Origin of the sequence: Alkalilimnicola ehrlichii MLHE-1 (assembly GCF_000014785.1) — a bacterium.
Classification (GTDB): Bacteria; Pseudomonadota; Gammaproteobacteria; order Nitrococcales; family Halorhodospiraceae; genus Alkalilimnicola; species Alkalilimnicola ehrlichii.
In genome coordinates, this window is sequence record NC_008340.1 from 2,210,672 (window position 1) to 2,237,151 (window position 26,480).

Below are 26,480 nucleotides of genomic sequence, written 5' to 3' on the forward strand. Positions count from 1 at the left end.
CGGGCGCCGCCATCACGAAAAAGGGGAGACCCGTCACCGGGCCTCCCCTTCTTATTGGCCTGAGCGGCCAGCAGGCCGGGCCCATCCCGCGGACCGAGCCATCGGCCCCCGGGATGGCGTCAGGCGATCACTCGCCGTCCTGCACCGCCTTCATGCTCAGCCGGATACGGCCCTGGCGGTCCACCTCCAGCACCTTGACGCGCACGGTGTCACCTTCCTTGAGGTAGTCACCCACCCGCTCCACGCGCTCGTTGGAGATCTGGGAGATGTGCACCAGGCCATCCCGGCCGGGCAGGATGTTGACGAAGGCGCCGAAATCCATCAGCTTCGAGACCTTCCCCTCGTAGACCGTCCCCACCTCCACGTCGGCGGTGAGCAGCTCGATGCGCCGGCGGGCCTCGTCGGCCGCGGCCTTGTCCGCGGAGGCGATGGTCACCTTGCCATCGTCGGAGATGTCGATAGTGGTGCCGGTCTCCTCGGTCAACGCGCGAATGGTGGCGCCACCCTTGCCGATGACATCACGGATCTTGTCCGGGTCGATCCGGATGGTGAGCAGGCGCGGAGCGTACTCGGACATCTCGCTCCGCGGGCCGCTGATGGCATTGTTCATCTCACCAAGGATGTGCAGGCGGCCTTCCCGGGCCTGCTCCAGCGCCTGCTCCATGATCTCGCGGGTAATCCCCTGGATCTTGATGTCCATCTGCAGCGCGGTCACGCCGCTCTCGGTCCCGGCGACCTTGAAGTCCATGTCGCCCAGGTGGTCCTCATCGCCGAGGATGTCGGAGAGCACGGCGAACTGCTCGTCCTCCTTGATCAGGCCCATGGCGATACCGGCCACCGGTGCTTTCACTGGCACGCCGGCGTCCATCAGCGACAGGGAGGTGCCGCAGACGGTGGCCATGGAGGAGGAGCCGTTGGACTCGGTGATCTCGGAGACCACGCGGATCACGTAGGGGCAATCGTCCGCGGCCGGCATGACCGCTTCAATGCCCCGCTTGGCGAGCTTACCGTGACCGATCTCGCGGCGCTTGGGCGTGCCCATGAAGCCGGTCTCGCCCACACAGTAGGGCGGGAAGTTGTAGTGCAGCATGAACTGCTCTTTGCGCTCGCCCTCGATGGCATCGATGATCTGGGCATCACGGCCGGTCCCGAGGGTGGTCACCACCACAGCCTGGGTCTCGCCGCGGGTAAAGATCGCCGAACCGTGCGTACGCGGCAGGCTCCCCACCTCGATGTCGATGGGCCGGACGGTCCGGGTATCCCGCCCGTCGATACGGCGCTCACCCGCCAGGATGCGCCCGCGGACGATGTCCTTCTCCAGCCCCTTAAAGGCGTCGCCCACGTCCTTCTCGGGCCAACCGCCCTCTTCCTCACGGTTCTCACCCAGCGCCTCGACGGCCCGCTGCCGCAGTTCGCCGATCCGGTTCTGGCGCTCCTGCTTTTCCGGGATCTGGTAGGCGGCGGCCAGGTCGTCGCCCACCAGGTCCTTGATCGCCGTCTCCAGGGCAGCGTCGCCTTGCGGCGGGTGCCAGTCCCATCGCGGCTTGCCCGCCTCGGCGGTGAGCTCGTTGATCGCCTGGATAGCCACCTGCATCTGCTCGTGGCCGTACAGCACGGCGCCAAGCATGGCCTCCTCGGGGAGCTGGTTGGCCTCCGACTCCACCATCAGCACGGCGTTCTCCGTGCCCGCGACCACCAGGTCCAGGTCGGAGGCGGCGGTCTCCTCGAAGGTGGGATTCAGCAGGTACTCGCCGTCCTTATAGCCAACACGGGCGGCGCCGATGGGGCCATCGAAGGGGATACCGGAAATAGACAGTGCCGCGGAGGCCCCGATCAATGCCGGGATGTCGGCATCCACCTCAGGGTTCATGGAGAGCACGGTGGCCACCACCTGCACCTCGTTATAGAACCCCTCCGGGAACAGCGGCCGGATGGGCCGGTCGATCAGACGGCAGGTGAGGGTCTCCTTCTCGGAGGGGCGGCCCTCACGCTTGAAGAAGCCTCCCGGGATCTTGCCCGCCGCATAGGTCCGCTCCTGGTAATTGACGGTCAGGGGGAAGAAGCCCTTGCCCGGGTCCGCCTCCTTGCGACCGACAGCGGTGACGAGCACCACCGTATCACTCATGTTGACCAGCACGGCGCCATCGGCCTGCCGTGCGACGCCACCGGTTTCCAGAGTGACCGTGTGGTTTCCGTACTGAAAGCTCTTCTTGACTGATTTCACGATAATATCCGGCTGCTCTTGAAATGACTGACGAGGTGCCCCGCCCCTGCGGGACACCCGGCGCACGCGCCCATTGGCGGCGTGCGGACGGGCGTGCCCTTACTTGCGCAGGCCCAGGTTCTCGATGAGGTCGAGATAGCGCTGGCGATCCTTACGCTTGAGGTAGTCCAGCAGCTTGCGCCGCTGGCTGACCAGCTTGAGCAGGCCCTGGCGGGAGTGGTGGTCCTGCTTGTGCTCGGCGAAGTGACCGCTCAGGTGCTGGATGCGGGCGGTCAGCAGCGCCACCTGCACCTCGGGCGAACCGGTGTCGGAGGCGGTACGTGCGTGTTTCTTGACGATTTCGCCCTTCTGCTCAGCGGAAAGCGACATGTAACTGACTCCTGAAAACTCAAACAGTTGGTATGGACCTGATGGTTAATCGGCGTATTTTAGCCCCCGGCCGCCAGGGGTAACAAGCAACATCGGGTTACTGCTTACCGCCCCCGCCCGTTGCCAGCAGGCGTTTGGGCGCGATGCGGCCCTCCGCATCCGGGCAGCCCATGCCCAGGAAACGGCCCTCGCGGGTATAGAGCCGCAACCAGGCGGCCTCCGGAATGCGGGGCACCCACACCGGCTGCCCCTGCATGAGAAAGAAGGCGACGTCCTCGGCCAGCTCCACGGCCGGCCACTGCACAAGGGCGCTGTCCATCGGCAGCAGGCAGTTGTCCAGTGCCTCGAGGCCCTCTCCGGCCGCGGCCTCCAGCGCCTCCAGCGTGAACATGTCGGGATCGTCGAACGGACCCAGCCCGGTGCGGCGCAGGCCGATGACGTGGGCTCCGCAGCCCAACGCCCGGCCGATGTCCTCGACCAGGGTGCGCACGTAGGTGCCCTTGGAGCAGCGGACATCCAGGGCCAGGGTGTCACCCTCCAGCGCCACCAGCGTGAGCCCATTGATGCGCACCGGGCGCGGCTCGCGATTGACTTCTTTACCCTCACGCGCCAGCTTGTAAAGCCGCTGGCCCTTGTGCTTGAGCGCGGAGTACATGGGCGGCACCTGCTCGATGTCGCCCCGGAATCCGGCCAGTGCCGCCTCCACCCGGTCCGCGTCCAGTGCCGGCACCGGGGTCTCCTCCAGCACCTCACCCTCGGCATCGCCGGTATCGGTGGTGACGCCCAGGCGGCAGCGCACTTGGTAGTGCTTGTCGGCGTCCAGCAGAAAGCCGGAGACCTTGGTGGCCTCACCGAAACAGAGGGGCAGCAGGCCGGTGGCCAGCGGGTCCAGACTGCCGGTATGACCGGCCTTACGGGCCTGGAACAGCCGTTTCGCCCGTTGCAGGGCCTGGTTGGAGGACAGCCCGGCGGGTTTGTCCAGCAGCAGGATGCCGTTGACCCGGCGCAGATGCTTACGTGCCATTAAGCGCCCCGTCAGCCGTTGTCCGGCTTGTCGTCGTCGTGCTGCTGGCGGTCTTCCTCCACCGCCTCATCAATGAGCCGGCTGAGCCGGTCGCCGCGGTCGAAGGCGGTGTCGTGCTGGAAGTGCAGGGCCGGCACCTGGCGGATACGCAGGCGCTGGCCGAGCAGCTTGCGCAGGTAGCCGGCTGCCCGGGTCAGCACCTCGACGGTCTTGGCGTTGTCCTCATCGCTGCCGCCCAGGGCGGTCACGAACACCTTCGCGTGCGCCAGATCCCGGCTGACCGTCACCTCGGAGACCGTGACCATACCCAGCCGCGGGTCGCGGAGTTCGTCACGGATCAGCTCGGCCAGCTCGCGCTGGATCTGCTCGCCGACCCGGCGTGTTCTCGGGAAATCCCTGGGCATCTCTACCTCACAGCTCGCGGCGCACTTCCACGCGCTCGTAGCACTCGATCTGGTCGCCAATGCGGACGTCGTTGTAGTTCTTAACGCCGATACCACACTCGGTGCCGGACTTGACCTCGGTGACGTCGTCCTTGTGGCGGCGCAGGGACTCCAGCTCGCCCTCGTAGATGACCACGTTGTCGCGCAGCACGCGGATGGGGTTCTTCCGGCGCACTGCCCCCTCGGTGACCAGACAGCCGGCCACCGCGCCAAGCTTGGAGGAGCGGAACACGTCCTTGACCTCTGCCAGGCCGATGATGTGCTCCTCGAGTTCCGGTTCCAACATCCCGGAGATGGCGTTTTTCACCTGCTCGATGGCGTCGTAGATGACGCTGTAGTAGTGCAGGTCGACGTCGTTCTCCTGGACCAGACGCCGGGCAGCCGCATCGGCACGCACGTTGAAGCCGATCAGGATGGCGTTGGAGGCCAGGGCCAGGTTGACATCGGACTCGTTGATGGCGCCCACGCCGGAGGAGATCACCTTGACCTGGATATCGTCGGTGGAGAGGTTGGCCAGCGATTGCTGCAGCGCCTCGGCACTGCCCTGGACGTCCGCCTTGACCACCAGGTTGACCGTGTTGACCTCATCCTCCTTCATCTGGTTGAAGAGGTTCTCCATGCGGGCCGCCTGCTGCTGGGCCAGACGCTTGTCGCGCTGACGCTCCTTGCGCATCTCGGCCACCTCACGGGCCTTCTTCTCGTCGTCGACCACCACCATGTCGTCGCCGGCGGAGGGCAGACCGGAGAGCCCAAGCACCACCACGGGGATCGAGGGCCCGGCCTCGTCGACCCGCTTGCCGGTCTCGTCGATCAGCGCACGCACGCGGCCGTATTCGGTGCCGCAGAGCAGGCTGTCGCCCTTCTTCAGCAGGCCGCTCTGCACCAGCACCGTGGCCACCGGGCCGCGCCCCTTGTCCAGACTGGACTCCAGCACGATACCGGAGGCGTTGCCCTCGGCCACGGCCCCCAGCTCCATCAGCTCGGCCTGCAGCAGGATCGCCTCCAGCAGATCATCCAGACCCTCGCCCTGTTTTGCCGAGACGTGGATGAACTGGACATCACCGCCCCACTCCTCGGGGATGACCTCCATCTGCGAGAGCTCCTGCTTGACCCGGTCCGGGTCCGCATCCGGCTTGTCGATCTTGTTGACCGCCACCACCATCGGCACCTCGGCCGCCTTGGCATGGCGCACCGCCTCTTCGGTCTGGGGCATGACGCCGTCGTCGGCCGCCACCACCAGCACCACGATGTCGGTCAACTGGGCACCACGGGCACGCATGGCGGTGAAGGCCTCGTGTCCCGGGGTGTCCAGGAAGGTGACCATGCCGCGGTCGGTCTCCACGTGGTAGGCGCCGATGTGCTGGGTGATCCCCCCGGCCTCGGCGTCCGCCACCTTGGCCCGGCGGATGTTGTCCAACAGCGAGGTCTTGCCGTGGTCGACGTGGCCCATGACGGTGACCACCGGCGGCCGCGGGGCCTTGTCGCCCTCCTGGGCCTGGGAGGTATCCTGCAGCACCTCCTCCTCAAGGGCGTCCGCACGCACAATCACCGGCTTGTGGCCCATCTCTTCGACCAGCAGGACCGCGGTGTCCTGGTCCAGGGCCTGGTTGATGGTCGCCATCACCCCCTGCTTCATCATCTCCTTGATGAGCACGGCGGCCTTGACGCTCATCTTCTGTGCCAGATCACCGACGGTGATGCTCTCAGGGATCTCCACCTCACGCACCACCGGCTGGGTGGGTTTGGCGAAGCCATGCTGTAGCTGCTTGGCCGCCTCACCACCGGAGGCGGCACGCCTGCCGCCCTTCTTGCCCCCCCGGCGGCCGGGCTTGCCGGCGCCCATGGAGAGGCTCTCCCGGCCCTTTTTCTGCTTGCCCTTGGCAGCAGGCGCGGTGGCGCCGGTCTTACGGGCCGCGCGCTCCTCGGCCTCGCGTTCGCGCCGGGCCTCCTGCTCCAGCCGGCGGCGCTCCTTCTCTTCCTCGCGCCTGCGCGCCTCTTCCTTCTCGGCAGCCAGTCGTGCCGCTTCCGGATCGGGCTGGGGTTCGGCCTTGTCCGCCTCGTCGGCGACGCCGGCCGTCTCGGCCGTGGCCTCACGTTCGGCCTCCGCCTGACGGAGCGCCTCGGCTTCCGCCTGTCGGCGCTCGGCCTCCTCCTGCTCACGGCGGCGGGCCTCAGCCTCCTCGGCCTCCCGACGCGCCCGCTCCTCCGCCCGCTTGCGGTCCTCGATCAGGGCCCGCTCCAGGCGCTCGACGTCGTGTTTGGACTCTTCGGCCTCCACCACGCTGCGTTTCACGTAGGTGCGCTTCTTGCGCACCTCCACGTTGACCGTGCGCGTCTGCCGGGGGCCCCGGGCGCCGCTGCCCCCGCCCCCGCTGGCGGGCATCTTCAGCGTACTGACCTTCTTGCGCCGGAGGGTGATCTTGCTGGGCGCCTGGTCGTCGTCCTGCTCACCGCCGTCACGCCCCTTGCGCAGGTATTCGAGCAGGGTGGCCTTGTCCAGATCGGAAAGGGGGTCCTCCGGCCCACGCCCACTGATGCCCGCCGCCTCCAGTTGGGACACCAGGCGCTCCACCGGGATGCCGACCGTTTCCGCGAACTCTCTTACCTTGTCTTCAGCCATCTCTACTCTCTCTCCCGCATACCCTGTTGCCGACAACGGGGGCTGGCGCCCCCAAACTTAACGCAACCGGGTGCTATTCATCGTCCTGCTGGTCCGCGAACCACGGCTCCCGGGCCTTCATGATGAGCTGACCGGCACGGGTCTCGTCCATGCCCTCGATCTCCATCAATTCATCCACGGACTGTTCCGCCAGGTCCTCCATGGTGCACACGCCCCGTGCGGCGAGCGCCCGGGCCAGGTCCTCGTCCATGCCTTCCATGGTCAGCAGATCCTCTGCCGGCTCGGTGCCGGCACTCTCGCGCTCCTCCGCCTCACTGACGAGGACATCACGGGCCCGCGCCCGCAACTCGTCAACGATGTCTTCGTCGAACTCCTCGACCTCCAGCAGCTCGGCGGCCGGGACATAGGCCACCTCTTCGAGGCTGGAGAAACCCTCCTGCACCAGGATGGCGGCGATCTCCTCGTCCACGTCCAGCTTCTCCTGGAAAAGCTGCTGGTACTGAGCCGCCTCCTCCTGGTTCTTGGCCTCGGCCTCCTCGGCGGTCATCACGTTGAGTTCCCAGCCGGTGAGCTCACTGGCCAGGCGGACGTTCTGCCCACCGCGCCCGATGGCCTGGGAAAGCTGCTCCTCGGCCACGGCAATATCCATGCTGTGGCGGTCTTCGTCCACGACGATGGACTCCACCTCGGCGGGGGCCAGCGCGTTGATCACGAACTGCGCCGGGTTGTCATCCCACAGGATAATATCGATGCGCTCACCGGCCAGTTCGTTGGAGACCGCCTGCACGCGGGAGCCGCGCATACCCACACACGCCCCGACCGGGTCAATGCGCGGATCCAGCGCCCGCACGGCGATCTTGGCCCGAACGCCGGGGTCGCGAGCGGCGCCCATGATCTCGATCAACTCCTGGCCCACCTCCGGCACCTCCAGCTTGAAGAGCTCGACCAGGAATTCCGGCGCGGTGCGGCTGACGAACAGCTGCGGGCCGCGCGGCTCCGGACGCACATCCTTCAGATAGCCGCGCAGCCGGTCCTCCCGCCGCACCGCCTCGCGCGGGATCATGGCCTCACGCGGGATCAGCGCCTCGGCGTTGCCGCCCAGGTCCATGATCACGCTGCCACGCTCCAGCCGCTTGACGGTGCCGGTCACCAGCTCGCCGATCCGGTCCTGGAAGGCCTCCACCACCTTGGCACGCTCGGCCTCCCGCACCTTTTGCACAATGACCTGCTTGGCGGTCTGGGCGGCGATACGGCCGAACTCCACCGATTCCATGGGCTCTTCCAGGCACTCACCCACTTCGATGTCCGGCTGGCGCTGGCGTGCCTCCTCCAGCGTGATCTGACGGGCCGGCGATTCGACATCTTCGTCGCTCTCCACCACCCACCAGCGCCGGAAGGTGCTGTAATCGCCGGTGTTGCGGTTGACCTCCACGCGGGCGTCGATGTCCTCCGGGTGACGCTTGCGCGTGGCAGAGGCCAACGCCGCTTCGATGGCCTCGAAGATGACCTCGCGGTCCACGCCCTTTTCGTTGGAGGTCGCCTCGACAACCAGCAGGATTTCTTTGCTCATGCTCCCGTCTCCACCATCAGGCCGATCACGGCTCCAGGATCAGCCTTGCCTTTTCAATGAGGTCCAGGGGGATCTGCACTTCATCCCCCTGGGCTTCGACAACCCGGACGCCCTCGTCGCCCAGACCCGCCAACACGCCCTTGAAACGCCGGCGCCCCTCCCAGGGGGCGCTCAGGCGGATCTTGATCTGCTCACCGGCAAATCGATCGTAATCGGACGCCTTGAAGATGGGCCGATCCAGACCCGGCGAGGAGATCTCCAGGGTGTATTCCCCGGGGATGGGATCCTCCACATCGAGAACCGCGCTGATCTGCCGGCTGCAGGTCTCGCAATCGTCCAGGGTGATCCCGTCGGGGCTGTCGATATAAATGCGCAGTAATCGCTTGCCGGCCGGGCCGCCGTATTCAATGCCCACCAGCTCGTAGCCCATGCCTGTCAGCAGGGGGTCGATCAACGCATATAGGGTGTCTTCGGTTGCCGCCATAGCACCTGCTACAAATAAAAAAAGGGCCCAAGGCCCCTTCCCTGTGCCGGCCGGAGGCCTGGGGTGCCGCACCCCTGGGCCTTCCTCCAGCTACAAAAAAGGGCCGCAAGCGGCCCTTTTCAAGAAACTGGTAGCGGGGGCAGGATTTGAACCTGCGACCTTCGGGTTATGAGCCCGACGAGCTGCCAGACTGCTCCACCCCGCAACTGATGCTGCGCATTCTACAGCGCTTGCCGGCTTTACGCAAGGGCCTTGCCTGCTCTGGCCGGCCGCCCCGGGGGGCGCCCCTCGTTCAGGGGACGCGGATAATGACACAGCCCCACCGCCGCGTGCAACCCCTCCCCCAAGGCGACAAACCGTGAACGACCGCGCCCCTTCGGCGCCCGACGGCGGAGTGGGCGCCGCCACCGCCCCCCGCTATCGCGATGGCCGAACACTTTCCCCCGTCATCGCGAGGGCCGACGGCCTTCCTCCCCGTCATCGCGAGGGCCGAAGGCCCGTGGCGATCCAGAGCGGTAGACTGCCACGTCGCTTCGCTCCTCGCAGTGACGGCGGGGGAAGCCCCGTCATCGCGAGGAGCGAAGCGACGCGGCTATCCACACCCCGCCATGGACTGCCACGCCCCTGCGGGGCTCCCAGTGACGGTGGGGGAAGCCCCCGTCATCGCGAGGAGCGCAGCGACGCGGCGATCCACACCCCGCCTGGACTGCCACGCCCCTGCGGGGCTCCCAGTGACGGTGGGGGAAGCCCCCGTCATCGCGAGGAGCGAAGCGACGCGGCGATCCACACCCCGCCATGGACTGCCACGCCCCTGCGGGGCTCCCAGTGACGGCGGGGGAAGCCCCCGTCATCGCGAGGAGCGCAGCGACGCGGCGATCCAGGTGGCGCGTGGACTGTCAGGTCGCTTGCCGCCTCGCTGTGCCGACCGGACACCCAATGGCGTTCAGCTCACCGATGCCGGAGTTCCCAGCAATAATGCACGTGGGGATTACGGGCGTAATCTGGGGGGATCGTCTCCCGGGTGATCTCCCGGCAGGCGTAGTCGGACGCCACCGCCTCATCCAGGGAAAACCCCCGCCGGTTACAGGAAAAGACCAACAACCCATCCGGGGCCAGCAACTGCATGGCCTGGCGGATCAGCCGGGGGTGATCGCGCTGCACGTCGAAGCTCTCGCACATGCGCTTGGAGTTGGAAAAGGTCGGCGGGTCCATGAAGATCAGGTCGTAACGCCCGGGCCGGCTTTCCGCCTGCCCGGCCAGCCAGGCCAGGCAGTCCGCCCGCTCCAGCCGATGGCGCGCTCCCGGCTCGATGCCGTTAAGCAGGAGATTATCCCGCGCCCAACCCAGGTAGGTGGCCGACAGGTCCACGGTGATGGTCTCTCTGGCACCGCCTAACGCCGCATGCACCGTCGCCGTTCCGGTATAGGCGAACAGATTGAGGAACCGCCGCCCCCTGGCCTGCTCCCCGAGTCGCAGCCGGGTGATGCGATGATCCAGGAACAGACCGGTATCGAGATAATCGCTCAGGTTGATGTAGAACCGGGCCGGGCCCTCCTGCACCACCCACCGCTCGCCGGTCTGGTCCACCGGGCGGTACTGGTCCGCCCCCTTCTGCCGGCGGCGCACCTTAAGGTGAACCCGCTCCGGCCCCACCTCCAGGTGCGCCGCGATCACCTCCAGCGCCTCACGCAGCCGCCGCCGGGCGCTGCGTGGGTCGACGCTGCGCGGGGCCTGATACTCCTGGACATGGGCATGGCGCCCCGATTCCGTTTCGTAGACATCCACCGCCAGCGCATACTCCGGCAGATCACCGTCGTACAACCGGTAGGCCTTAACGCCCTCGCGTCGCAACCAGCGCCGGAGGTGGCGGTGATTCTTCTGCAGCCGGTTGTCCAGGGCCGTGGCCCCCTGACTCCGCCGGTCCGCGCCCTGCTCACGCAGGGCGAAGACGGCCAGTTGGGTCTCCAGGGCACCGTTATACAAGGCGTGCCGGCGGGCGATGGAAAGCCCCAGGTAATCGAGCAGCTCCGGCGCACCGCTAAAGACGGCACCCTGCCAGCCACCGAAGGCCCCTCGCAGGCGGGCCCCCAGGCTGGCGTAGAGGGTGACCAGTGCCTGGCGCTGGCCCAACCGCTCCCCATATGGAGGATTGACCACCACCAGACCCGGCCGCTCCCCGACCGGTTCCGCCGCCTCCAGCGACCGGCGCTCGAAGTGGACGCGGTCTCGCAGCCCCGCCCGCTCGCGATTGTCCAACGCCGCGCGGATCGCCTGCGGGTCCTGATCGTAGCCCACCAGCGCCAGCCGTCGCCGGCCCCCGGCGGCGGCGCGCTCCTCGGCCTCGTCGCGCAGACGCTTCCAGTAGACCGGGACGTGCCCTGCCCAGCGGCTGAAGCCCCAGCGCTCGCGCCCCAGCCCCGGAGCACGGTCCAGCGCCATCAGGGCCCCCTCCAGCACCAGCGTCCCGGAGCCACACATGGGGTCGAGCAGACCACCGCCGTCCTCGGCAATGCGCGGCCACCCCGCCAGCCAGAGGAGTCCGGCGGCCAGGTTCTCTTTCAGGGGGGCACGGCCCCCGCCCTGGCGGTAACCACGCCGGTGTAGGCTCTCGCCGGAAAGGTCGATCCCCAGACGCAGCCGCCCGCCCGCCAGTACCGCATTGATGCGCAGATCCGGGGCGGCCGTGTCCACCGAGGGCCGGGGGTGGCCAACGGCCCGCATGCGATCCACCACCCCATCCTTCACCCGCTGCGCCCCGAACCGGGTATGGCGGATGGCGGCATTGCTGCCATGAAAATCCACCGCCAACGTGTCACCCGGCAACAGATGGTCCTCCCAGGGCAGGTCGCGAGCTGCTTGATAAAGGCCGTCGGCATCCTCCACCGGGACGGTGCTCAACCCGAGCAGGATCCGGCTGGCGAGTCGGGACCATAGGCAGGCCCGGAGCGCACTCTCCAGATCCCCCTCCCAGGCGACCCCGGCGCGCTGCGCCCGGGGCTGGGCGACCCCGAGCCGGGCCAACTCCTCGACCAGCGCCGGCTCCAGGCCCCGGGGGCAGGCCGCAAACAGGGAATGGTGTTCGTTCACCCGGTCATTACCACATCAGGTCGTCGGGAATGGGGTGCTCCTCGTAGGCGGGATCGGCGTCGCCGCCGCCGGGCTCATTGAGGAGGACCAACGCCTCGGGATGCTGCTCGCGGACCTTCTCCCCCGTCTCCCGGGGCACCAGGGCGTACTCCCGGTCCAGCGCCACCACCGCCAGACGGCCCTCGGCCAAGGAGCGGGCCTGGTGTTCGGTCACGAGGATCCGCTTGATCACCTTGCCGACCGCAAAGTGGAAGGGCACCTCGCCCCGGTTGTCGTCCACCCGGACCTTGCGGATCAACTGCTGGACGGCGGCACGCCCGGCCTTTGCCGCCTTGGCGGCCTCACGCCGGCGGTTCAGCTCGCGATCACGCGCGCGCTTCTCCGCCTGTGCCCGTTGCGCCTGGCGCTCCGCCTGGTCGGCGGTGGTGTCGGGTTTGGCCGCCTTGCCGCCTTTACGCCGGTTTTTTGAGCGACGCCGTTCGCGCAGTTCACGCTGTGCATCCTTGGCCTGCTCCTTGGATGCCAGGCCCGCCTTTAAAAGTTGATCCTGCAACGATTCCATGATGGTCGGCCCGAGCCATTATCCGCTTTGGGGAAACGGGTAGGCTAGCAGGCGCCGCCCGGGGCGCCAAGGACCGGCCATTACACTAAAACCCTGGTGGAAAACCCCGGTTCCATACATTACAGTTAAGCATGTGTCGTATACGACACGCCTGTTGTTTTCACGAGACATTCGCCAGCGCCTTGCTGGCACGGGATTTTCGGCCCGCGGCACGTCTCCGGCACCCAGCCGGGCCGTGGGCCAGGGGTCAGGCCGGCGGGCGGGGCGACTCCCACCAGCCGGCCCGGGTAGCAGAAGCAATCCATTGGATGAAGAGGAGTACGCCACTCATGATGCGTAAACTGACCTGCTATTGCAGCGCGGCGGCGCTGGCTGCCGGTGCGTCGCTCTCCGGCGCGGTGATGGCCGACGAGGCCCGGATTGCCGAACTCGAGGAGCGTATCGAGGCGCTGGAGGCGAGTCCGGCCACCGGCGACGGCATCCGGTTCGGGGGCGCGCTGCGCTTCAACGTCCGTTACGACGACACCGACGCCGGCTCCGCCATCCGCGACCGCGGCGGCGATATCAACCTGGACACCTTCCGCGTCAACGTGGACGGCCGCCAGGATCGGGTGACCTTTGCCGCCGAGTATCGCTGGTATCCGGACTTCGACCAGCACTTCCTGCACACCGGCTGGGTGGGCTACGACTTCACCGACACCACCACGGCCCGGATTGGTCAGCAGCGTGCCGCCTTCGGCCTGCAGCCCTACCAATCCAACAACTTCTGGTTCAGCAGCAACTACTATGTCGGGCTGGAGGACAAGCTAGCCATCGGCATCAACGTAGACCATGAGCAGGGCCCGCTGAAGCTGGACCTGGGCTTCTTCAGCAACCCGGCCTCCGGCAGCGCCGGCAGCTCCGGGCACTACTCCACCGAGGTGGCCCCGGCCGCTGACTGTGGCGCCGGTGCCGACGCCGGGTTGTGCAACGAGGAGATGAACCAACTCTACGCCCGCGCCGCCTACACCTTCGACCATGGACCGGACGCCGCCACTGAGTTCGGCATCTCCGGCATGGCCGGCAAACTGCGCAACACCCTGACCGGTGACCGCGGTGACAGCTGGGCGGCGGCCGCGCACCTCAACGGCCAGTATCAGCGCTGGAATGTCATGGCCCAGTTTGCCTCTTACGAGCATGATCCGCGCAACCCGGACGGGGCCAACGACGACATCATCAACATGAGCATCCAGGGCTTTACCGGCTTTGGGACCCCGTCAGAGGCGGACACCTTTATCCTGAATGTCGCCTACGACCTGCCGGTCAGCTTCGGCCCGGTGAGCAACCTGCGCTTCTACAACGACTACTCCACGGTGCGGAGCAAGTCCGACAGCTCCCGCAACACGGAGCAGAACGTCACCGGGATGTCCATCACCGCGGGTAACATCTTCACCTACGTGGACATCATCCGTGGCAAGAACCAGCCCTTTGTCGGCGGCCAGACCATGGTCGGTGATGACGGCAGCTGGGAGACCCTGTACAACATCAACATCGGCTACTATTTCTGATCCGATAGGCGACTGTTGTACACGCCATAACGCGGGCCCCTGGCCCGCGTTTTTTTGCCTAGATCCCATCCGCGCCTGCCAGCCCCGACCCCCTCAGCACCGCCCTCCAGGCCTCATTCAGCGGGCAGTCAAGGTGCAGCCGCGCCCCTGTCCCGGGATGCCGAAAGGCAAGCCGTGTCGCCCGCAACAGTAATTCACTGGCACCAAACCGCTCCCGGAACAGGCGGTTGTGGGGCCCCTTGCCGTAGGTGGTGTCACCGATGATCGGGTGGCTGATGTGCTTCATGTGCCGCCGCAACTGATGTTGCCGGCCGGTGATGGGGCGCAGCTCCAACAGCGCGTAGCGTGCGGTCGGATGCGGCGGCATGGGGATCGGCAGCTCTGTGGTCGCGAGTCGGTGGAAATCGGTGACCGCCGGCTGGCGCTCGGATCGCCCGGGTCGCCGGAGCGGGTGCTCCACCCGCCCCTGCTCCAACGGCCAGCCCCGAACCACTGCTAGGTAGCGTTTCTCCACCTCACGCTGCTGAAACTGCGCAGCGAGGGCCCGCGCGGCCTCGGGATGCAGGGCGAACACCACCAACCCCGACGTGGGCGGGTCCAGCCGGTGCACCGGCCAGAGCCACTGGCCGAGCTGGTCGCGCAGCCGTTGCAGCAACACAGCGTCGCCGGGATGGCGGCGGGACCGGTGCACCGGCATACCCGCCGGCTTGTCCACCGCCACCAGGTCGTGATCCCGGTGGATAATGTCCAGGGGCGCGTCCGAAGTCATGGTGAGAGGGATCGTCGGGGCGGCGCGCACCCCGCCACCGTCCTCCCCCGGCCCCAGGAGGGGCCAGAGGGGTGGCTAGTCCTGCGATGCCGCCCGGCGCAGGCGGTCACTCCGCTCCTTGCGTTTCTGCAGGTGCTTGCGCAGATCGTGCCGATAGATGAAGCCCGGGAGTGCGAATACCGCAAACAGGCACAGGGTGGTCACATAGAACACCCAGTCCTTGGGATAGATGTCGCCGGTGACGCTGTACTCCAAGCCAATGGCGGCCGCCCCGGCGACCAGGTAATACACCCCCCATTCCAGGAAGCGCACCCACTCCCGTTTACCCCGGGGCGGGGTTGGCGCGACAAGGAAGACGCGCTCGGTCAGCCAGGGCAGATTGGCCGCCACCACCGCGAGCAGGAATAGCAACGCGATCGCACTGTTCTCACCCATAACTCACGCCAAAGGCCGCCATGCAGGCGGAGATCAGGCTGTCCGGGAAGATGCCAAGCAGCAGCACGGCGATGCCGTTCGCCACCAGAAGGCCTCGCATCGCCGGCGAGCCGGTTTGCGGCGGCGCGTCCGTCTCGGGCTTATCAAAGTAGACGAACTTGAGGACCCGCAGGTAGTAGAAGGCGCCGATAACGGCGAAGACCACGGCGAACACCGCCAGCCAGACCAGGCCCACGTCCACCACCGATTTGATCACCAACCACTTTGCGTAGAAGCCCACCGTGCCGGGGATACCGGTCATGGAGAACATCAACAACAGCATCATCAGCGCCATGGCCGGACTGCGATCGTTCAGCCCCTTGAAGTCACTGATATTCTCCGCCTCAAAGCCGCGGTGGGAGAGGAGGATGATGAGACCAAATGCCCCGGCCGACATGATGCCGTAGGTGATGGCGTAGAACAGCGCCGTCGAGTAGCCCTCAGCGGTGCCGGCAATGAAGCCGAGCAGGATAAAGCCCACGTGTGACGCGGTGGAGTAGGCCAGCATGCGTTTGATGTTGGTCTGCGCCAATGCCGCCAGGTTACCCACCACCAGGGAGGCCACCGCGAGCAGGATGATCATCGGTTGCCACTGGTCGTGGATTGGCCCCAGTCCCTCGGAGAGCAGCCGGACGAACAGCGCCACCGCCGCGACCTTGGGTGCGGTGCTGGCGAACAGCGCCACCGTGGTCGGCGCGCCCTGATAGACGTCGGGCATCCAAGTGTGGAACGGCACGGCGCCGAACTTGAAGGCCACGCCTACCACCACCAGGGTCATCCCGAGCAGCAACAGCCAATCGTTCGCGCCCTGCTCACCGGCATAGACCGCCACCTCGGCCAGGTTCAGCGAGCCCGTGGCGCCGTAGATCAGGGACATGCCGTAGAGCAGGATGCCCGAGGCGATGGCACCCAGAACGAAGTATTTCATCGCCGCCTCGGTGGCCCGCAGGTTATCGCGGTTAAAGGCCACCATGGCGTACAGGGTGAGCGCCAGCAGCTCCAGGCCCAGGTAGACCGTCATGAGATTGTGCGCCGAGGCCATGATCATCATGCCCAGCAGCGAAAAGAGCCCGAGCACGAAGTACTCACCCTTGAGCAGGCCGCGGTCCTCCAGGTAATCGCGGCAGTAGGCAAAGCTGAGGAAGCCCAGACCGGCGATGGCCACCTTAAGGACCGCCGCCAGGTTGTCGGAGACATAGGTGCCACTGAAGGTGACCGCAGGCTCACCCCAATGGGCGACAATGGCCAGCACCCCCGCCACCACCAGGGTGAACTGGGTCAGCATGAAGGTCATCCCGCGGCGGCTGTCCTGGCTGTACAGGTCCACGACCAGCACCACACAGGCCATCACCAGCATCCAGATCTCCGGCAGCGCCAGGGAAAAATCCGGCATCACGAAGTCCGGCGTCTCGACGGTCATAGCAGATCCTCAGCAACGGGCCGCCGGCGCGGCCCCTCGTTCCCATGTCAGTTTGGTAAATCCGTGGTCCGGCCGCCCCGGTTCAGGCACCCGTGACCTGGTTCAGCAGGTGAAGCAGGCTCGGCTCCATCACCTCAACCAGCGGGGCCGGCCACAGGCCCAGGAGCAGCACCATGGCCGCCAGCAGCCCCAGCACCAGCACCTCGCGCCGATTCACGTCCTCGAGCTTGGCCACATTCTCGTTGGCCACCTCGCCAAAGATCACCCGCTTCACCATCCACAGCGAGTAGGCGGCCCCCAACACCAGGGTGGTCCCCGCCACGAAGGCGTACCAGAAGTTCGCCTGGAAGGCCGCCAGGATAACCATGAACTCGCCGACGAAGCCGGAGGTGCCCGGCAGCCCGGCATTGGCCATGGCGAACAGGACGAAAAAGGCGCCAAACCAGGGCATGGTGTTGATCACGCCGCCGTAGTCGGCGATCTGGCGGGAGTGCATGCGATCGTACAGAACGCCGACGCAGAGGAACATGGCCGCCGAGATGAAGCCGTGGGAGATCATCTGGACCATGCCACCCTGCAGCGCCAGCATGCCCCCCTGCTCACCGCCCCCGTTGGCCATGATCTGGAAGATCAGGAAGAAGCCCAGGGTCACGAAGCCCATGTGGGCGATGGAGGAGTAGGCGATCAGCTTCTTCATATCCTTCTGGACCATGGCCACCAGGCCGATATAGGCCACGGCCACCAGGGACATGAGGATGATCAGCCAGTCCAGCGTCATGCTGGCCTCCGGGGTGATCGGCAGCGAGAAGCGCAGGAAGCCGTAGCCGCCGATCTTCAGCATGATCGCCGCCAGGATCACGGACCCCCCGGTGGGCGCCTCCACGTGGGCGTCCGGCAACCAGGTGTGCACCGGCCACATGGGCACCTTCACCGCGAACGCGCCCAGGAAGGCCAGGAAGATGAGCACCTGGGCGGTGAGCCCCAGGTCGAGGCCGTGCATGTCCAGGATGCCGAAGCTGCCGGCCTGCAGCCGCAGGTAGATCACCGCCACCAGCATGAGCACGGAGCCCAGGAAGGTGTAGAGGAAGAATTTGATGGTCGCGTAGATGCGGTTGGCCCCGCCCCAGATGCCGATGATCAGGAACATCGGCACCAGCATCGCCTCGAAGAAGACGTAGAACAGGATGGCATCAAGGGCGGAGAACACGCCCACCATGATGCCCTCCATAATCAGGAAGGCGGCCAGGTATTGGGACGGCCGATACTTGATCACCTCCCAGCCGGCAATGACCACCAACAGGGTACAGAAGGTGGTGAGGATGATCAGCGGCATGGAGATGCCGTCCACACCCAGGTGATAGTACACCTGCAGCGCCGATACCCACTCCCGCTGCTCCACGAACTGCATCTCGTGGGTGCCCGGCTCGAAGCCGAAATACAGCGGGAGGCTGGCCAGGAAGGTCACCAGCGCAATACCCAGAGCCGTCCAGCGGACCCGATCGGGCGCACTGTCCCCCAGGACCATCACCGCTACCCCACCGAGGATGGGCAGCCAGATCAGCAGACTCAGCAACCAACCGTCAAACATCCGCTATTTCCTTACCAAATCAAAGTCCGCGAGACGGGTTCCTGCCTGGCGCTCGCCCCAACTCAGAACAACTGGCCCCCGAGGAACCAACCGATGAGCACCAGCAGGCCGATAATCATGATAAATGCGTAGTGGTACAGGTAACCGCTCTGGAGCAGACGCACCCGGGCGCCCATCCGCCCGATCAACTGCGCCGTCCCGTTGACCAGCGCACCGTCGATGAAGCTGCGGTCACCGACCTGCCAGAGGGCATTGCCCAGCCCGCGCCCGGCCCCGGCGATGTACTTGATGTACAGATCGTCGAAGCCGTATTTGTTCTCCAGCACCCGGATGGCCGGGGCGAAGGTGCGGTTGACGCCAGGCAGCAGGTCCGGCCGCTTGATGTAGAAGAACCAGGCGGTCAACACCCCGGCAGCGGCCAGGTACACGGGCGGCGCCGCAAAGCCGTGCAGCAGCAGTGCCATGGCCGAGCCGTAGCTGGCACCCACCGCGGCCAGGACGTCGTTGCCCTCGGCAACGTGGATCGCCGGACCGAAGAAGTCACCGAACAGCATCGGCGTGACCGTATAGAAGCCGATCAGCACCGACGGAATGGCCAGCAACAGCAGCGGCACCGTGACCACCCGCGGACATTCGTGCAGGTGCGAGCGGGTGTGTTCATCCATCCGCTCCTTACCGTGGAAGACCAGGAAGAAGAGACGGAAGCTGTAGAGCGCGGTGACGAAGACGCCAAGCATCACGCAGAGGTAGGCGAAGGTGGCGCCGGCGCGCTCCGACTCACCCACCGCTAGGATGATGCCGTCCTTTGAGAAGTAGCCGGAGAAACCGGGGAAACCAATGAGCGCCAGCGTACCCAGCAACATGGTCCAGTAGGTGATGGGCATGTACTTCTTCAGCCCGCCCATCTGGCGCATGTCCTGCACGTGGTGCATGGCGATGATCACCGAGCCCGCACCCAGGAAGAGCAGCGCCTTGAAGAAGGCGTGGGTCATCAGGTGGAAGATCCCGGCGGCGTAGGCGGAGACCCCCAAGGCGACGACCATATAGCCGAGCTGCGAAAGCGTGGAGTAGGCCACCACCCGCTTGATGTCGTTCTGGACCAGGCCGATCAGGCCCATGAACAGGGCGGTCACCGCACCGATGATCAGAACAAAGGAGAGTGCCACTTCGGACAGCTCGAACAGCGGCGACATGCGGGCCACGAGGAAGATGCCCGCGGTCACCATGGTGGCGGCGTGGATCAGGGCCGAGATCGGGGTCGGGCCCTCCATGGAGTCCGGCAGCCAGACGTGCAGCGGCACCTGGGCCGATTTGCCCATGGCACCTATGAACAGCAGGATGCAGGCCACGGTGAGCACCGACCACTCCGCGGTGCCGAAGATCGACAGGGTCAGTCCGGCGTTCGCCTCGGCGGCGGCGAAGGCCTCCTGATAGTCCAGGGTACCGAAGTAGAAGACGATCAACGCGATGCCGAGCAGGAAGCCGAAGTCCCCCACCCGGTTGACCAGGAAGGCCTTAAGGTTGGCGAAGATCGCCGTATCACGCTTGAACCAGAAGCCAATCAGCAGGTACGAGACCAGGCCCACGGCCTCCCAGCCGAAGAACAGCTGCAGGAAGTTGTTCGCCATCACCAGCATGAGCATGGCGAAGGTGAACAGTGAGATGTAGGCGAAGAAACGCTGGTAGCCGTCGTCATCGTGCATATAACCGATGGTGTAGATGTGCACCATCAACGAGACGAAGGTGACCACCGTCATCATCACCGCCGTCAGGCGGTCGATCAGAAAGCCCACCTCCATCTGCAGGCCGCCGACCACGGCCCAGGTGTAGACCGTCTCGTTGTAGACGGGGGCGCCGGCCCAGACCTGGTCGTAGAGCACCACCGTGGACAGCAGGAAGGAGGCCCCCACGGCCAGGATGGTCACCCAGTGGGCGCCGGCCCGGCCGATCTGCTGGCCGAAAAAGCCGGCGACAACGGCCGCCAGCAGCGGGATGAGCGGAATGGCGAGATAGATCGTTTCCATGAACATCAGCCCTTCATGCTGTCCAGATCGCCCACATTGATGGAGCCCCGGTTACGGAACAGCGCCACCACAATGGCCAGGCCAATGGCGGCCTCTGCCGCCGCGACGGTGAGGATGAAGAACACAAAGACCTGCCCGGCCAGATCCTGCAGATAGGCCGAGAAGGCGATGAAGTTCATGTTCACCGCAAGCAGGATCAGCTCAATGCACATCAGCAGCACGAGCAGGTTCTTCCGGTTGATGAAGATCCCGGCCACGCCCAGGGAGAACAGCAGTGCCCCCAATATCAGATAGTCGGCAAGTCCAATCATGGTTGTTCGCTTACTCCGACGCGTTGTTTCCCCTTGCGGGGGCTTATTCCCGCCCCTCGGACTTCATGCTGACCAGGCGTACCCGGTCCTCGCGGCGCACCCGCACCTGCTTGGCCACATCCTGGTGCTTGGTGCCCTCCCGGCGGCGGAGGGTGAGCACGATGGCCGCAATGATGGCCACCAACAGGATGGCCCCGGCGATCTCGAACGGGTAGACATAGGTGGTGTAGAGCAGGCCACCGAGCCCGCGGATGTTGTCGACGTCGGCGGGCACCTCCGGAATCACGCCACCGGCGATGCCGGTGTGGTCCGAAACCAGGACCAGGCCCAACTGCACCGCCATCAGCACCGCGACCAACGCGCCGGCCGGCAGGTATCGGGTGAAGCCCTCCTGGTGAACGCTCCGCCCGATGTCGAGCATCATCACCACGAACAGGAACAACACCATGACGGCACCCACGTAGACCACCACCAGGGCGATCCCGAGGAACTCCGCGCCCGCCATCACCCAGAGAATGGCGCTGTTGAAAAACGCCAACACCAGAAACAGGGCGCAGTGCACCGGGTTACGGGCGGTGATGACCATCGTCGCGGCAAACAGCAGCACCGCGGCGAACACATAGAAAATGACCTGCTCCATGGGTGAGTCCCCAATGCCTATGCCAGGAAACCGGCTGCCGCGCGGAGCGGGCGCGCGACAGGTCGAATCACATTATCGTTGTCGCCGGTGGTGATCACCGGTAGGGCGCATCGGCGGCCCGGTCGGCCGCGATCTGGGCCTCGTACTTATCGCCGTTGGCCAGCAGCCGCGCCTTGTCGAACACGCGCTCCTCACGGTGCTCCATATGGTATTCGTGCTCCCGGGTCTCGACGATGGAATCCACCGGGCAGGACTCCTCGCAGAACCCACAATAGATGCACTTGAACATGTCGATCTCATAGAGCGTGGTACGGCGGGTGCCGTCGTCCTCACGCGGGCCGGCCTCAATGGTGATCGCCAGGGCCGGGCAAACCGCCTCACACAGCTTGCAGGCAATGCAACGCTCCTCGCCGTTGGGATAGCGACGCAGCGCGTGCATCCCCCGGAACCGCGGCGACTTTGGCGTCTTCTCCTCTGGATACTCCAGGGTGACGCTGCGGCTGAGAAAATGCTTCCCGGTCAGCCGAAGCCCTTGGAGCAGCTCGACCAGCAGGAAACTCTTGACGTAATCCCTGAGGGCAGTCATGGCGTCTCCTCTCAGAACCAGGGCCCGAAGCCGGTGACGATGAAGATGGTCAGCACGATGAGCCAGACCACGGTGACCGGGATCAGCACCTTCCACCCCAGCCGCATGATCTGGTCATAGCGGTATCGCGGGAAGGTGGCGCGGAACCACAGGTAACAGAACATGAAGAAGGCGGTCTTGAGCATGAACCAGACGACACCGGGGACCCAGTCGAGCATCGGGCCCAAAATCGGCCAACCGTGGAAGGGCGAATACCAGCCCCCCAGGAACATCACCGCGGCCACCGCGGAGATGAGGATCATGTTGGCGTATTCCGCCAGGAAAAAGACCGCGAAGGAGGTCCCCGAGTACTCCACGTGGAAGCCGGCGACGATCTCGGACTCGCCCTCGGCAACGTCGAAGGGTGCGCGGTTGGTCTCGGCCACACCGGAGATCCAGTAGACCAGGAAGAGCGGCAACAGCGGCAGCCAGAACCAGTGGAAGATACCGCCCGCCTGGGCCTGGATGATCTGGCCCAGGTTCATGGAACCGGCCGCCATCAGCACGCCGACCAGGGCGAAGCCCATGGCAATCTCGTAGGAGACGACCTGCGCGGACGCCCGCAGGGTCCCCAACAGGGCGTACTTGGAGTTGGAGGCCCAGCCGGCAATGATGATGCCGTAGACCCCCAGGGAGGTCATGGCCAGGATATAGAGCAGACCCGCGTTGATATCGGCGATGGCCCAGCCCTCGGCCACCGGAATGACCGCCCAGGCCGCCAGTGCGGGCATGATGGCCAGCAACGGTGCGATGACGAACAGGACCCGGTTGGCGTTGGACGGGATGCTGATCTCCTTCATGACCAGCTTCAGCGCGTCCGCGATCGGCTGCAACAACCCCTGATAGCCCACGCGGTTCGGGCCGCGTCGGTCCTGCATCGCCCCGATGACCCTGCGCTCGGCGTAGGTCAGGTAAGCCACTGCAAGCATCAGCGGCACCACCAGCGCCATGATCTTGAGCGTTATCCAGAAAAGTTCTGTGAAAACCGCCATGCGATTACGCTTCCCGTAGCCCCTGGCCGGCTCAGTGGCCAGCCACGTCCAGTTCGCCGTTCATCGGCCCCAATGCGGCGCTGTCCCGCAGCGCGGCCGGCACCCAAACGGTCCCCTCCGCAATCTCGTCGGACACCCGTACCGGCAGTTCCACCGAGTCCTCACCGAGACGGATACGCCCCCCCTCCTCGACGCCGAGCCGGGAGGCGGTCGCCGGCGCCAGCCACGCCTCGGCCGCCACCGCGTGCCGGGTCTGCTGCAGCGGCGCGGACCGCCGTACCAGCGGATCCACCGCGTAGATCGGCGTCGCCGACGCCCGCTCCAGGCCCTCGCTCCGGGGGGAGACCGGTTCCGGCGCCACCCAGGGGTACGCGGCCGAGGGCGTCACCTCGCCCACCCGGGCCTGCAGCTCCCGCAGGATCTCCTCGGAGGACTCGTACTCGAACCCATCCAGCTCAAGCAGGTTGCCCAACACCCGCAGCACCCGCCAGCCGGGCCGGGCCTCGCCCACCGGTCGGCCGATACCCGGGAAGCTCTGCCAGCGCCCTTCCAGATTGACGAAGGTGCCGGAGGTTTCCCCGAACGCGGCGATGGGCAGCACCACATCCGCCTCGCGGGCCAGTTCCGGGGTCAACCAGCTGCTGAACGCCACCACGGCCTGCGCGGCCGTCAGCGCCGCCGCAGCCTGCCGGCCGTCCCAGCAGTCGAGCTCCGGCTCCACGTTGTAGAGCAAGTAGCCCTGGCGTGGCTGCGCCAGCATCTCGCGGGCATGGAGGCCGACATTGTCGGCCGCGTCACCGCCCGCCTCGCGGTGCGGGACCGCGCCGGCCAGCCAACCGCCGACACTGTTGGCAGCCTCCGGCAGGACACCCAGCACCGCGCCGGTCTGCTCGGCCAGCGCACTGGCCAGCGCCCGCAGCAGGGCGGCCCGCGGGTTTGCCGCCGCCTGATTCCCTAGCAGGATAGTCGCCCGTTCCGCCTCGACCAGCTGCTGGGCAATCGCCTGGTGGTGGGCTTGCGGCTTCTCCCGATAGAGGGCATCGACGCCTTCCGGCAGTTTGCCCCCCTTTTCCGTGACCACCGCCTGCAATACCGCGGCCAGTTCGGCAATCTGTGCCGAAGGACCGGCCAGGATCTCCTCGACCAGATCGTAGTTGAAGTCGTAACGGCGGTTGTTGATCACCGAGACCCGGGCCCCGGCCTTGGTGGCCTTACGCAACCGGTGATTCAGGATCGGCTGCTCGTGGCGCAGGTAGCTGCCCACCAGCAGCGCCGCCTGGACATCCTCCAGGGCGCTGATCGGCTGGCCGAGCCAGGGGAAGGCGGGGGCCTCCGCCTGGTCACTGCAATCGCCGTCGCGTAGCCGGTGATCGATATTCGGGCTGCCCAGACCGCGGGTCAGCCGATTCAGCAGGTACATCTCCTCGGCGGTACTGGTCGGCCCCACCAGGGTGCCCAGCTGGTCGGCACCGTGCTTTGCCGCCACATCCCGCAGCAGCGTTACGGCGCGGTCGAGCGCCTCCTCCCACTCGCACGGGCGCAGCTCACCGTCCACCCGGACCATCGGCCGGTCCAGGCGGTCCTCGCTGTACACACCCTGGTGGCTGAAGCGGTCGCGGTCGGCGATCCAGGTCTCGTTGACCAGTTCGTTTTCGCGCGGCACCACCCGCATGATCTCGCCGCGGCGGTGGTGCAGGTGGACGTTGGAGCCCACCGCATCGTGCGGTGCGACCGAGGGGTGAGCCAGCAGCTCCCAGGCCCGGGCCTTGAAGCGGAAGGGCTTGTTGGTCAGGGCCCCCACCGGGCAAAGATCGATGATGTTGCCGGAGAGCTCCGAGTGGACCCCGCCCTCGACGAAGGTGGAGATCTCGGTGTACTCGCCACGGTTCATACCCCCGAGCTCACGCTTGCCGGCGATATGGTCGAGGAAGCGCACACACCGGGTGCAGTGGATGCAGCGGGTCATTTCGGTGGCGATCAGCGGCCCGAGGTTCTCATCGTCCACCACGCGCTTGCGCTCACTGAAACGGGAAACCCCGCGACCGTAGCCCATGGAGACGTCCTGCAGCTCGCACTCACCACCCTGATCGCAAATGGGGCAGTCGAGCGGATGGTTGATCAGCAGGAACTCCATGACCCCGCGCTGGGCGGCCACCGCCCGCGGCGAGTCGGTGTAGATCTTCATGCCCTCGGCCACCGGCGTGGCGCAGGCCGGCAGGGGCTTGGGCGCCTTCTCCACCTCCACCAGACACATCCGGCAGTTGGCCGCAATGGGCAGCTTCTTGTGGTAGCAGAAGCGGGGCACGTCCACCCCGTGGGCGTCGGTGGCCTCAATGATCATCGAGCCCTTGGGGGCCTGGATCTCCTGGCCGTTGACCTCGATGGTCACCATGTCCTGCGGCTTGTCTTCGACCTTGGCACTCATGCTCAGGCGGCCTCCACCATGGAACGCTTATGCTCCACGTAGTATTCAAACTCGTGACGGAAGTGCTTGAGGAAGCTCTGCACCGGCCAGGCCGCGGCCTCGCCGAAGGCGCAGATCGTGTGGCCGGCGATCTGCCCCGCCGCCGCCTCCAGCAGTTCGATGTCCTCGTGCCGGCCTTTGCCTTCGACGATGCGCCGGAGCACCCGTTGCATCCAGCCAGTGCCCTCCCGGCAGGGGGTGCACTGACCGCAGGACTCGGCGAAGTAGAACCGCGAGATGCGCAGGATCGCCTTGACCATGTCGGTGGTCTCGTCCATCACGATGACCCCGCCGGAACCGAGGGCCGAGCCGATCTCCGCCAGGCCGTCGTAGTCCATGGTGGCCTGCAGCATGGTCTCGCCGGGGACCACGGGCATGGAGGAACCGCCCGGGATCACGGCCTTGAGCTTACGCCCGCCGCGCACGCCCCCGGCCATCTCCAAAAGGTCCTTGAACGGCGTCCCCAGCGGGACCTCAAAGTTACCCGGCCTTTCCACGTGCCCGGAGACACAGAAGATCTTCTCACCGCCGTTATTGGGCTTGCCCAGCTCGAGGAACCACTCGCTGCCCTTGCGCATAATCGAGGGCACGGAGGCGAGGGTCTCGGTGTTGTTGATGGTGGTGGGGCGCCCGTATACGCCGACCTGGGCCGGGAAAGGCGGCTTGTAGCGGGGCTGGCCCTTTTTGCCCTCCAGCGACTCCATCAGCGCCGATTCCTCGCCACAGATATAGGCGCCCGCCCCGATATGATTGTGGAGCTCGAAATCGATGCCACTGCCTTGGATGTTGCGCCCCAGCAGGCCGGCCTCGCGGGCTTCGCGCACCGCCTGCTCGATCCGCTCGAAGGGCTCGTGGTGAAACTCACCGCGCAGGTAGTTGTAGCCCACGGTGGCACCCATGGCATAGCCGGCAATCGCCATGCCCTCCACCAGGGCGTGGGGATTGAAGCGCAGGATGTCGCGATCCTTACAGGTGCCGGGCTCCGATTCGTCAGAGTTACAGACAATGTACTTCTGGCCCGGCGCATTTCGGGGCATGAAGCCCCACTTAACCCCGGCGGGGAAGCCGGCGCCACCGCGGCCGCGCAGGTTGGCCTTTTTGACCGTCTCGATAATCTCTTCCTGGGGCGTCTTCTCCTTGAGAATCTTCTCCCAGGCCTGGTAGCCGCCCATCGCCCGGTAGGTCTCCAGGCTCCAGGGGGTTTCCTTGTCCAGCGTGGTCAGACACACCTGATTGGCCATGG

The 26,480-nt window shown here is 66.2% G+C and carries 21 protein-coding genes and 1 tRNA gene; 1 reads left to right on the plus strand and 21 read right to left on the minus strand.

Annotated elements, in window-relative coordinates; genetic code table 11:
• Nucleotides 1-127 precede the first annotated feature (127 nt).
• From pnp to MLG_RS09925, 10 genes are all read right to left on the minus strand, one after another.
• Nucleotides 128-2,224: a polyribonucleotide nucleotidyltransferase gene (gene pnp, locus MLG_RS09880; RefSeq protein WP_041718014.1), complete on the minus strand. Its 2,097-nt coding sequence runs from the start codon at nucleotides 2,222-2,224 to the stop codon at nucleotides 128-130.
• A 99-nt stretch (nucleotides 2,225-2,323) separates the two neighbouring features.
• Nucleotides 2,324-2,593 carry a 30S ribosomal protein S15 gene (rpsO, locus tag MLG_RS09885; protein WP_011629681.1) on the minus strand — a complete coding sequence of 90 codons (270 nt, stop codon included), beginning with the start codon at nucleotides 2,591-2,593 and terminating at the stop codon, nucleotides 2,324-2,326.
• Between the two features lie 97 nt (nucleotides 2,594-2,690).
• On the minus strand, nucleotides 2,691-3,617 hold the full coding sequence (truB, locus tag MLG_RS09890; RefSeq protein ID WP_011629682.1) for a tRNA pseudouridine(55) synthase TruB: 927 nt from the start codon (nucleotides 3,615-3,617) through the stop codon (nucleotides 2,691-2,693).
• A gap of 11 nt (nucleotides 3,618-3,628) precedes the next feature.
• Nucleotides 3,629-4,021 carry a 30S ribosome-binding factor RbfA gene (gene rbfA / locus MLG_RS09895; protein WP_011629683.1) on the minus strand — a complete coding sequence of 131 codons (393 nt, stop codon included), beginning with the start codon at nucleotides 4,019-4,021 and terminating at the stop codon, nucleotides 3,629-3,631.
• A gap of 7 nt (nucleotides 4,022-4,028) precedes the next feature.
• Complete coding sequence (gene infB, locus MLG_RS09900) at nucleotides 4,029-6,680, minus strand: translation initiation factor IF-2 (protein WP_011629684.1); 2,652 nt, start codon at nucleotides 6,678-6,680, stop codon at nucleotides 4,029-4,031.
• A 73-nt stretch (nucleotides 6,681-6,753) separates the two neighbouring features.
• Complete coding sequence (nusA, locus tag MLG_RS09905) at nucleotides 6,754-8,250, minus strand: transcription termination factor NusA (protein WP_011629685.1); 1,497 nt, start codon at nucleotides 8,248-8,250, stop codon at nucleotides 6,754-6,756.
• A 25-nt stretch (nucleotides 8,251-8,275) separates the two neighbouring features.
• Nucleotides 8,276-8,734: a ribosome maturation factor RimP gene (rimP, locus tag MLG_RS09910; protein ID WP_041718015.1), complete on the minus strand. Its 459-nt coding sequence runs from the start codon at nucleotides 8,732-8,734 to the stop codon at nucleotides 8,276-8,278.
• Nucleotides 8,735-8,862: 128 nt separating this feature from the next.
• Nucleotides 8,863-8,939: transfer RNA gene (locus MLG_RS09915), tRNA-Met, on the minus strand.
• A gap of 743 nt (nucleotides 8,940-9,682) precedes the next feature.
• Nucleotides 9,683-11,821 carry a bifunctional 23S rRNA (guanine(2069)-N(7))-methyltransferase RlmK/23S rRNA (guanine(2445)-N(2))-methyltransferase RlmL gene (rlmKL, locus tag MLG_RS09920; RefSeq protein ID WP_011629688.1) on the minus strand — a complete coding sequence of 713 codons (2,139 nt, stop codon included), beginning with the start codon at nucleotides 11,819-11,821 and terminating at the stop codon, nucleotides 9,683-9,685.
• Nucleotides 11,822-11,828: 7 nt separating this feature from the next.
• Nucleotides 11,829-12,383 carry a DUF2058 domain-containing protein gene (locus tag MLG_RS09925; RefSeq protein WP_011629689.1) on the minus strand — a complete coding sequence of 185 codons (555 nt, stop codon included), beginning with the start codon at nucleotides 12,381-12,383 and terminating at the stop codon, nucleotides 11,829-11,831.
• Between the two features lie 329 nt (nucleotides 12,384-12,712).
• Here MLG_RS09925 and MLG_RS09930 point away from each other — a divergent pair, with 329 nt between their 5' ends.
• Complete coding sequence (locus MLG_RS09930; RefSeq protein WP_011629690.1) at nucleotides 12,713-13,930, plus strand: hypothetical protein; 1,218 nt, start codon at nucleotides 12,713-12,715, stop codon at nucleotides 13,928-13,930.
• A gap of 58 nt (nucleotides 13,931-13,988) precedes the next feature.
• Here the strand turns inward: MLG_RS09930 and MLG_RS09935 are convergent, their stop codons facing one another.
• The 11 genes from MLG_RS09935 to nuoF all read right to left on the minus strand — a co-directional run bounded on the left by MLG_RS09935 (nucleotide 13,989) and on the right by nuoF (nucleotide 26,478).
• Nucleotides 13,989-14,699: a pseudouridine synthase gene (locus MLG_RS09935; RefSeq protein WP_041718016.1), complete on the minus strand. Its 711-nt coding sequence runs from the start codon at nucleotides 14,697-14,699 to the stop codon at nucleotides 13,989-13,991.
• A 75-nt stretch (nucleotides 14,700-14,774) separates the two neighbouring features.
• Nucleotides 14,775-15,134 (minus strand): DUF2818 family protein, encoded by a 360-nt coding sequence (locus MLG_RS09940; protein WP_011629692.1) that lies wholly within the window; start codon nucleotides 15,132-15,134, stop codon nucleotides 14,775-14,777.
• A complete protein-coding gene (gene nuoN / locus MLG_RS09945; RefSeq protein WP_011629693.1) occupies nucleotides 15,127-16,593 on the minus strand; it encodes an NADH-quinone oxidoreductase subunit NuoN in 1,467 nt (488 codons plus the stop codon). Before nuoN ends, MLG_RS09940 begins: the two co-directional genes overlap by 8 nt.
• Before the next feature lie 82 nt (nucleotides 16,594-16,675).
• Nucleotides 16,676-18,181, minus strand: a complete 1,506-nt coding sequence (locus tag MLG_RS09950) for an NADH-quinone oxidoreductase subunit M (RefSeq protein WP_011629694.1) — start codon at nucleotides 18,179-18,181, stop codon at nucleotides 16,676-16,678.
• Nucleotides 18,182-18,243: 62 nt separating this feature from the next.
• Nucleotides 18,244-20,205, minus strand: a complete 1,962-nt coding sequence (nuoL, locus tag MLG_RS09955) for an NADH-quinone oxidoreductase subunit L (protein WP_011629695.1) — start codon at nucleotides 20,203-20,205, stop codon at nucleotides 18,244-18,246.
• Nucleotides 20,206-20,210: 5 nt separating this feature from the next.
• On the minus strand, nucleotides 20,211-20,516 hold the full coding sequence (nuoK, locus tag MLG_RS09960) for an NADH-quinone oxidoreductase subunit NuoK (RefSeq protein WP_011629696.1): 306 nt from the start codon (nucleotides 20,514-20,516) through the stop codon (nucleotides 20,211-20,213).
• Between the two features lie 43 nt (nucleotides 20,517-20,559).
• Entirely contained in the window at nucleotides 20,560-21,156 is a 597-nt protein-coding gene (locus MLG_RS09965; protein ID WP_011629697.1) for an NADH-quinone oxidoreductase subunit J, read from the minus strand.
• Nucleotides 21,157-21,250: 94 nt separating this feature from the next.
• Nucleotides 21,251-21,742 (minus strand): NADH-quinone oxidoreductase subunit NuoI, encoded by a 492-nt coding sequence (nuoI, locus tag MLG_RS09970; RefSeq protein WP_011629698.1) that lies wholly within the window; start codon nucleotides 21,740-21,742, stop codon nucleotides 21,251-21,253.
• 11 nt (nucleotides 21,743-21,753) lie between these two features.
• A complete protein-coding gene (gene nuoH / locus MLG_RS09975) occupies nucleotides 21,754-22,773 on the minus strand; it encodes an NADH-quinone oxidoreductase subunit NuoH (protein WP_011629699.1) in 1,020 nt (339 codons plus the stop codon).
• A gap of 31 nt (nucleotides 22,774-22,804) precedes the next feature.
• Nucleotides 22,805-25,198 carry an NADH-quinone oxidoreductase subunit NuoG gene (gene nuoG, locus MLG_RS09980; protein ID WP_011629700.1) on the minus strand — a complete coding sequence of 798 codons (2,394 nt, stop codon included), beginning with the start codon at nucleotides 25,196-25,198 and terminating at the stop codon, nucleotides 22,805-22,807.
• Between the two features lie 2 nt (nucleotides 25,199-25,200).
• Nucleotides 25,201-26,478 (minus strand): NADH-quinone oxidoreductase subunit NuoF, encoded by a 1,278-nt coding sequence (gene nuoF / locus MLG_RS09985; RefSeq protein WP_011629701.1) that lies wholly within the window; start codon nucleotides 26,476-26,478, stop codon nucleotides 25,201-25,203.
• Between the last annotated feature and the right edge of the window lie 2 nt (nucleotides 26,479-26,480).

What these genes read in the sequence shown, in the direction of transcription:
- MLG_RS09925 (WP_011629689.1), bottom strand. Translation starts at nt 12,383, where the DNA reads ATGGAATCGTTGCAGGATCAACTTTTAAAGGCGGGCCTGGCATCCAAG.
- nuoL (WP_011629695.1), bottom strand. Translation starts at nt 20,205, where the DNA reads ATGGAAACGATCTATCTCGCCATTCCGCTCATCCCGCTGCTGGCGGCC.
- nusA (WP_011629685.1), bottom strand. Translation starts at nt 8,250, where the DNA reads ATGAGCAAAGAAATCCTGCTGGTTGTCGAGGCGACCTCCAACGAAAAG.
- rbfA (WP_011629683.1), bottom strand. Translation starts at nt 4,021, where the DNA reads ATGCCCAGGGATTTCCCGAGAACACGCCGGGTCGGCGAGCAGATCCAG.
- nuoN (WP_011629693.1), bottom strand. Translation starts at nt 16,593, where the DNA reads ATGACCGTCGAGACGCCGGACTTCGTGATGCCGGATTTTTCCCTGGCG.
- rpsO (WP_011629681.1), bottom strand. Translation starts at nt 2,593, where the DNA reads ATGTCGCTTTCCGCTGAGCAGAAGGGCGAAATCGTCAAGAAACACGCA.
- MLG_RS09965 (WP_011629697.1), bottom strand. Translation starts at nt 21,156, where the DNA reads ATGGAGCAGGTCATTTTCTATGTGTTCGCCGCGGTGCTGCTGTTTGCC.
- nuoH (WP_011629699.1), bottom strand. Translation starts at nt 22,773, where the DNA reads ATGGCGGTTTTCACAGAACTTTTCTGGATAACGCTCAAGATCATGGCG.
- nuoG (WP_011629700.1), bottom strand. Translation starts at nt 25,198, where the DNA reads ATGAGTGCCAAGGTCGAAGACAAGCCGCAGGACATGGTGACCATCGAG.
- nuoI (WP_011629698.1), bottom strand. Translation starts at nt 21,742, where the DNA reads ATGACTGCCCTCAGGGATTACGTCAAGAGTTTCCTGCTGGTCGAGCTG.
- MLG_RS09930 (WP_011629690.1), top strand. Translation starts at nt 12,713, where the DNA reads ATGATGCGTAAACTGACCTGCTATTGCAGCGCGGCGGCGCTGGCTGCC.
- nuoK (WP_011629696.1), bottom strand. Translation starts at nt 20,516, where the DNA reads ATGATTGGACTTGCCGACTATCTGATATTGGGGGCACTGCTGTTCTCC.
- MLG_RS09950 (WP_011629694.1), bottom strand. Translation starts at nt 18,181, where the DNA reads ATGTTTGACGGTTGGTTGCTGAGTCTGCTGATCTGGCTGCCCATCCTC.
- nuoF (WP_011629701.1), bottom strand. Translation starts at nt 26,478, where the DNA reads ATGGCCAATCAGGTGTGTCTGACCACGCTGGACAAGGAAACCCCCTGG.
- infB (WP_011629684.1), bottom strand. Translation starts at nt 6,680, where the DNA reads ATGGCTGAAGACAAGGTAAGAGAGTTCGCGGAAACGGTCGGCATCCCG.
- MLG_RS09935 (WP_041718016.1), bottom strand. Translation starts at nt 14,699, where the DNA reads ATGACTTCGGACGCGCCCCTGGACATTATCCACCGGGATCACGACCTG.
- MLG_RS09940 (WP_011629692.1), bottom strand. Translation starts at nt 15,134, where the DNA reads ATGGGTGAGAACAGTGCGATCGCGTTGCTATTCCTGCTCGCGGTGGTG.
- truB (WP_011629682.1), bottom strand. Translation starts at nt 3,617, where the DNA reads ATGGCACGTAAGCATCTGCGCCGGGTCAACGGCATCCTGCTGCTGGAC.
- rimP (WP_041718015.1), bottom strand. Translation starts at nt 8,734, where the DNA reads ATGGCGGCAACCGAAGACACCCTATATGCGTTGATCGACCCCCTGCTG.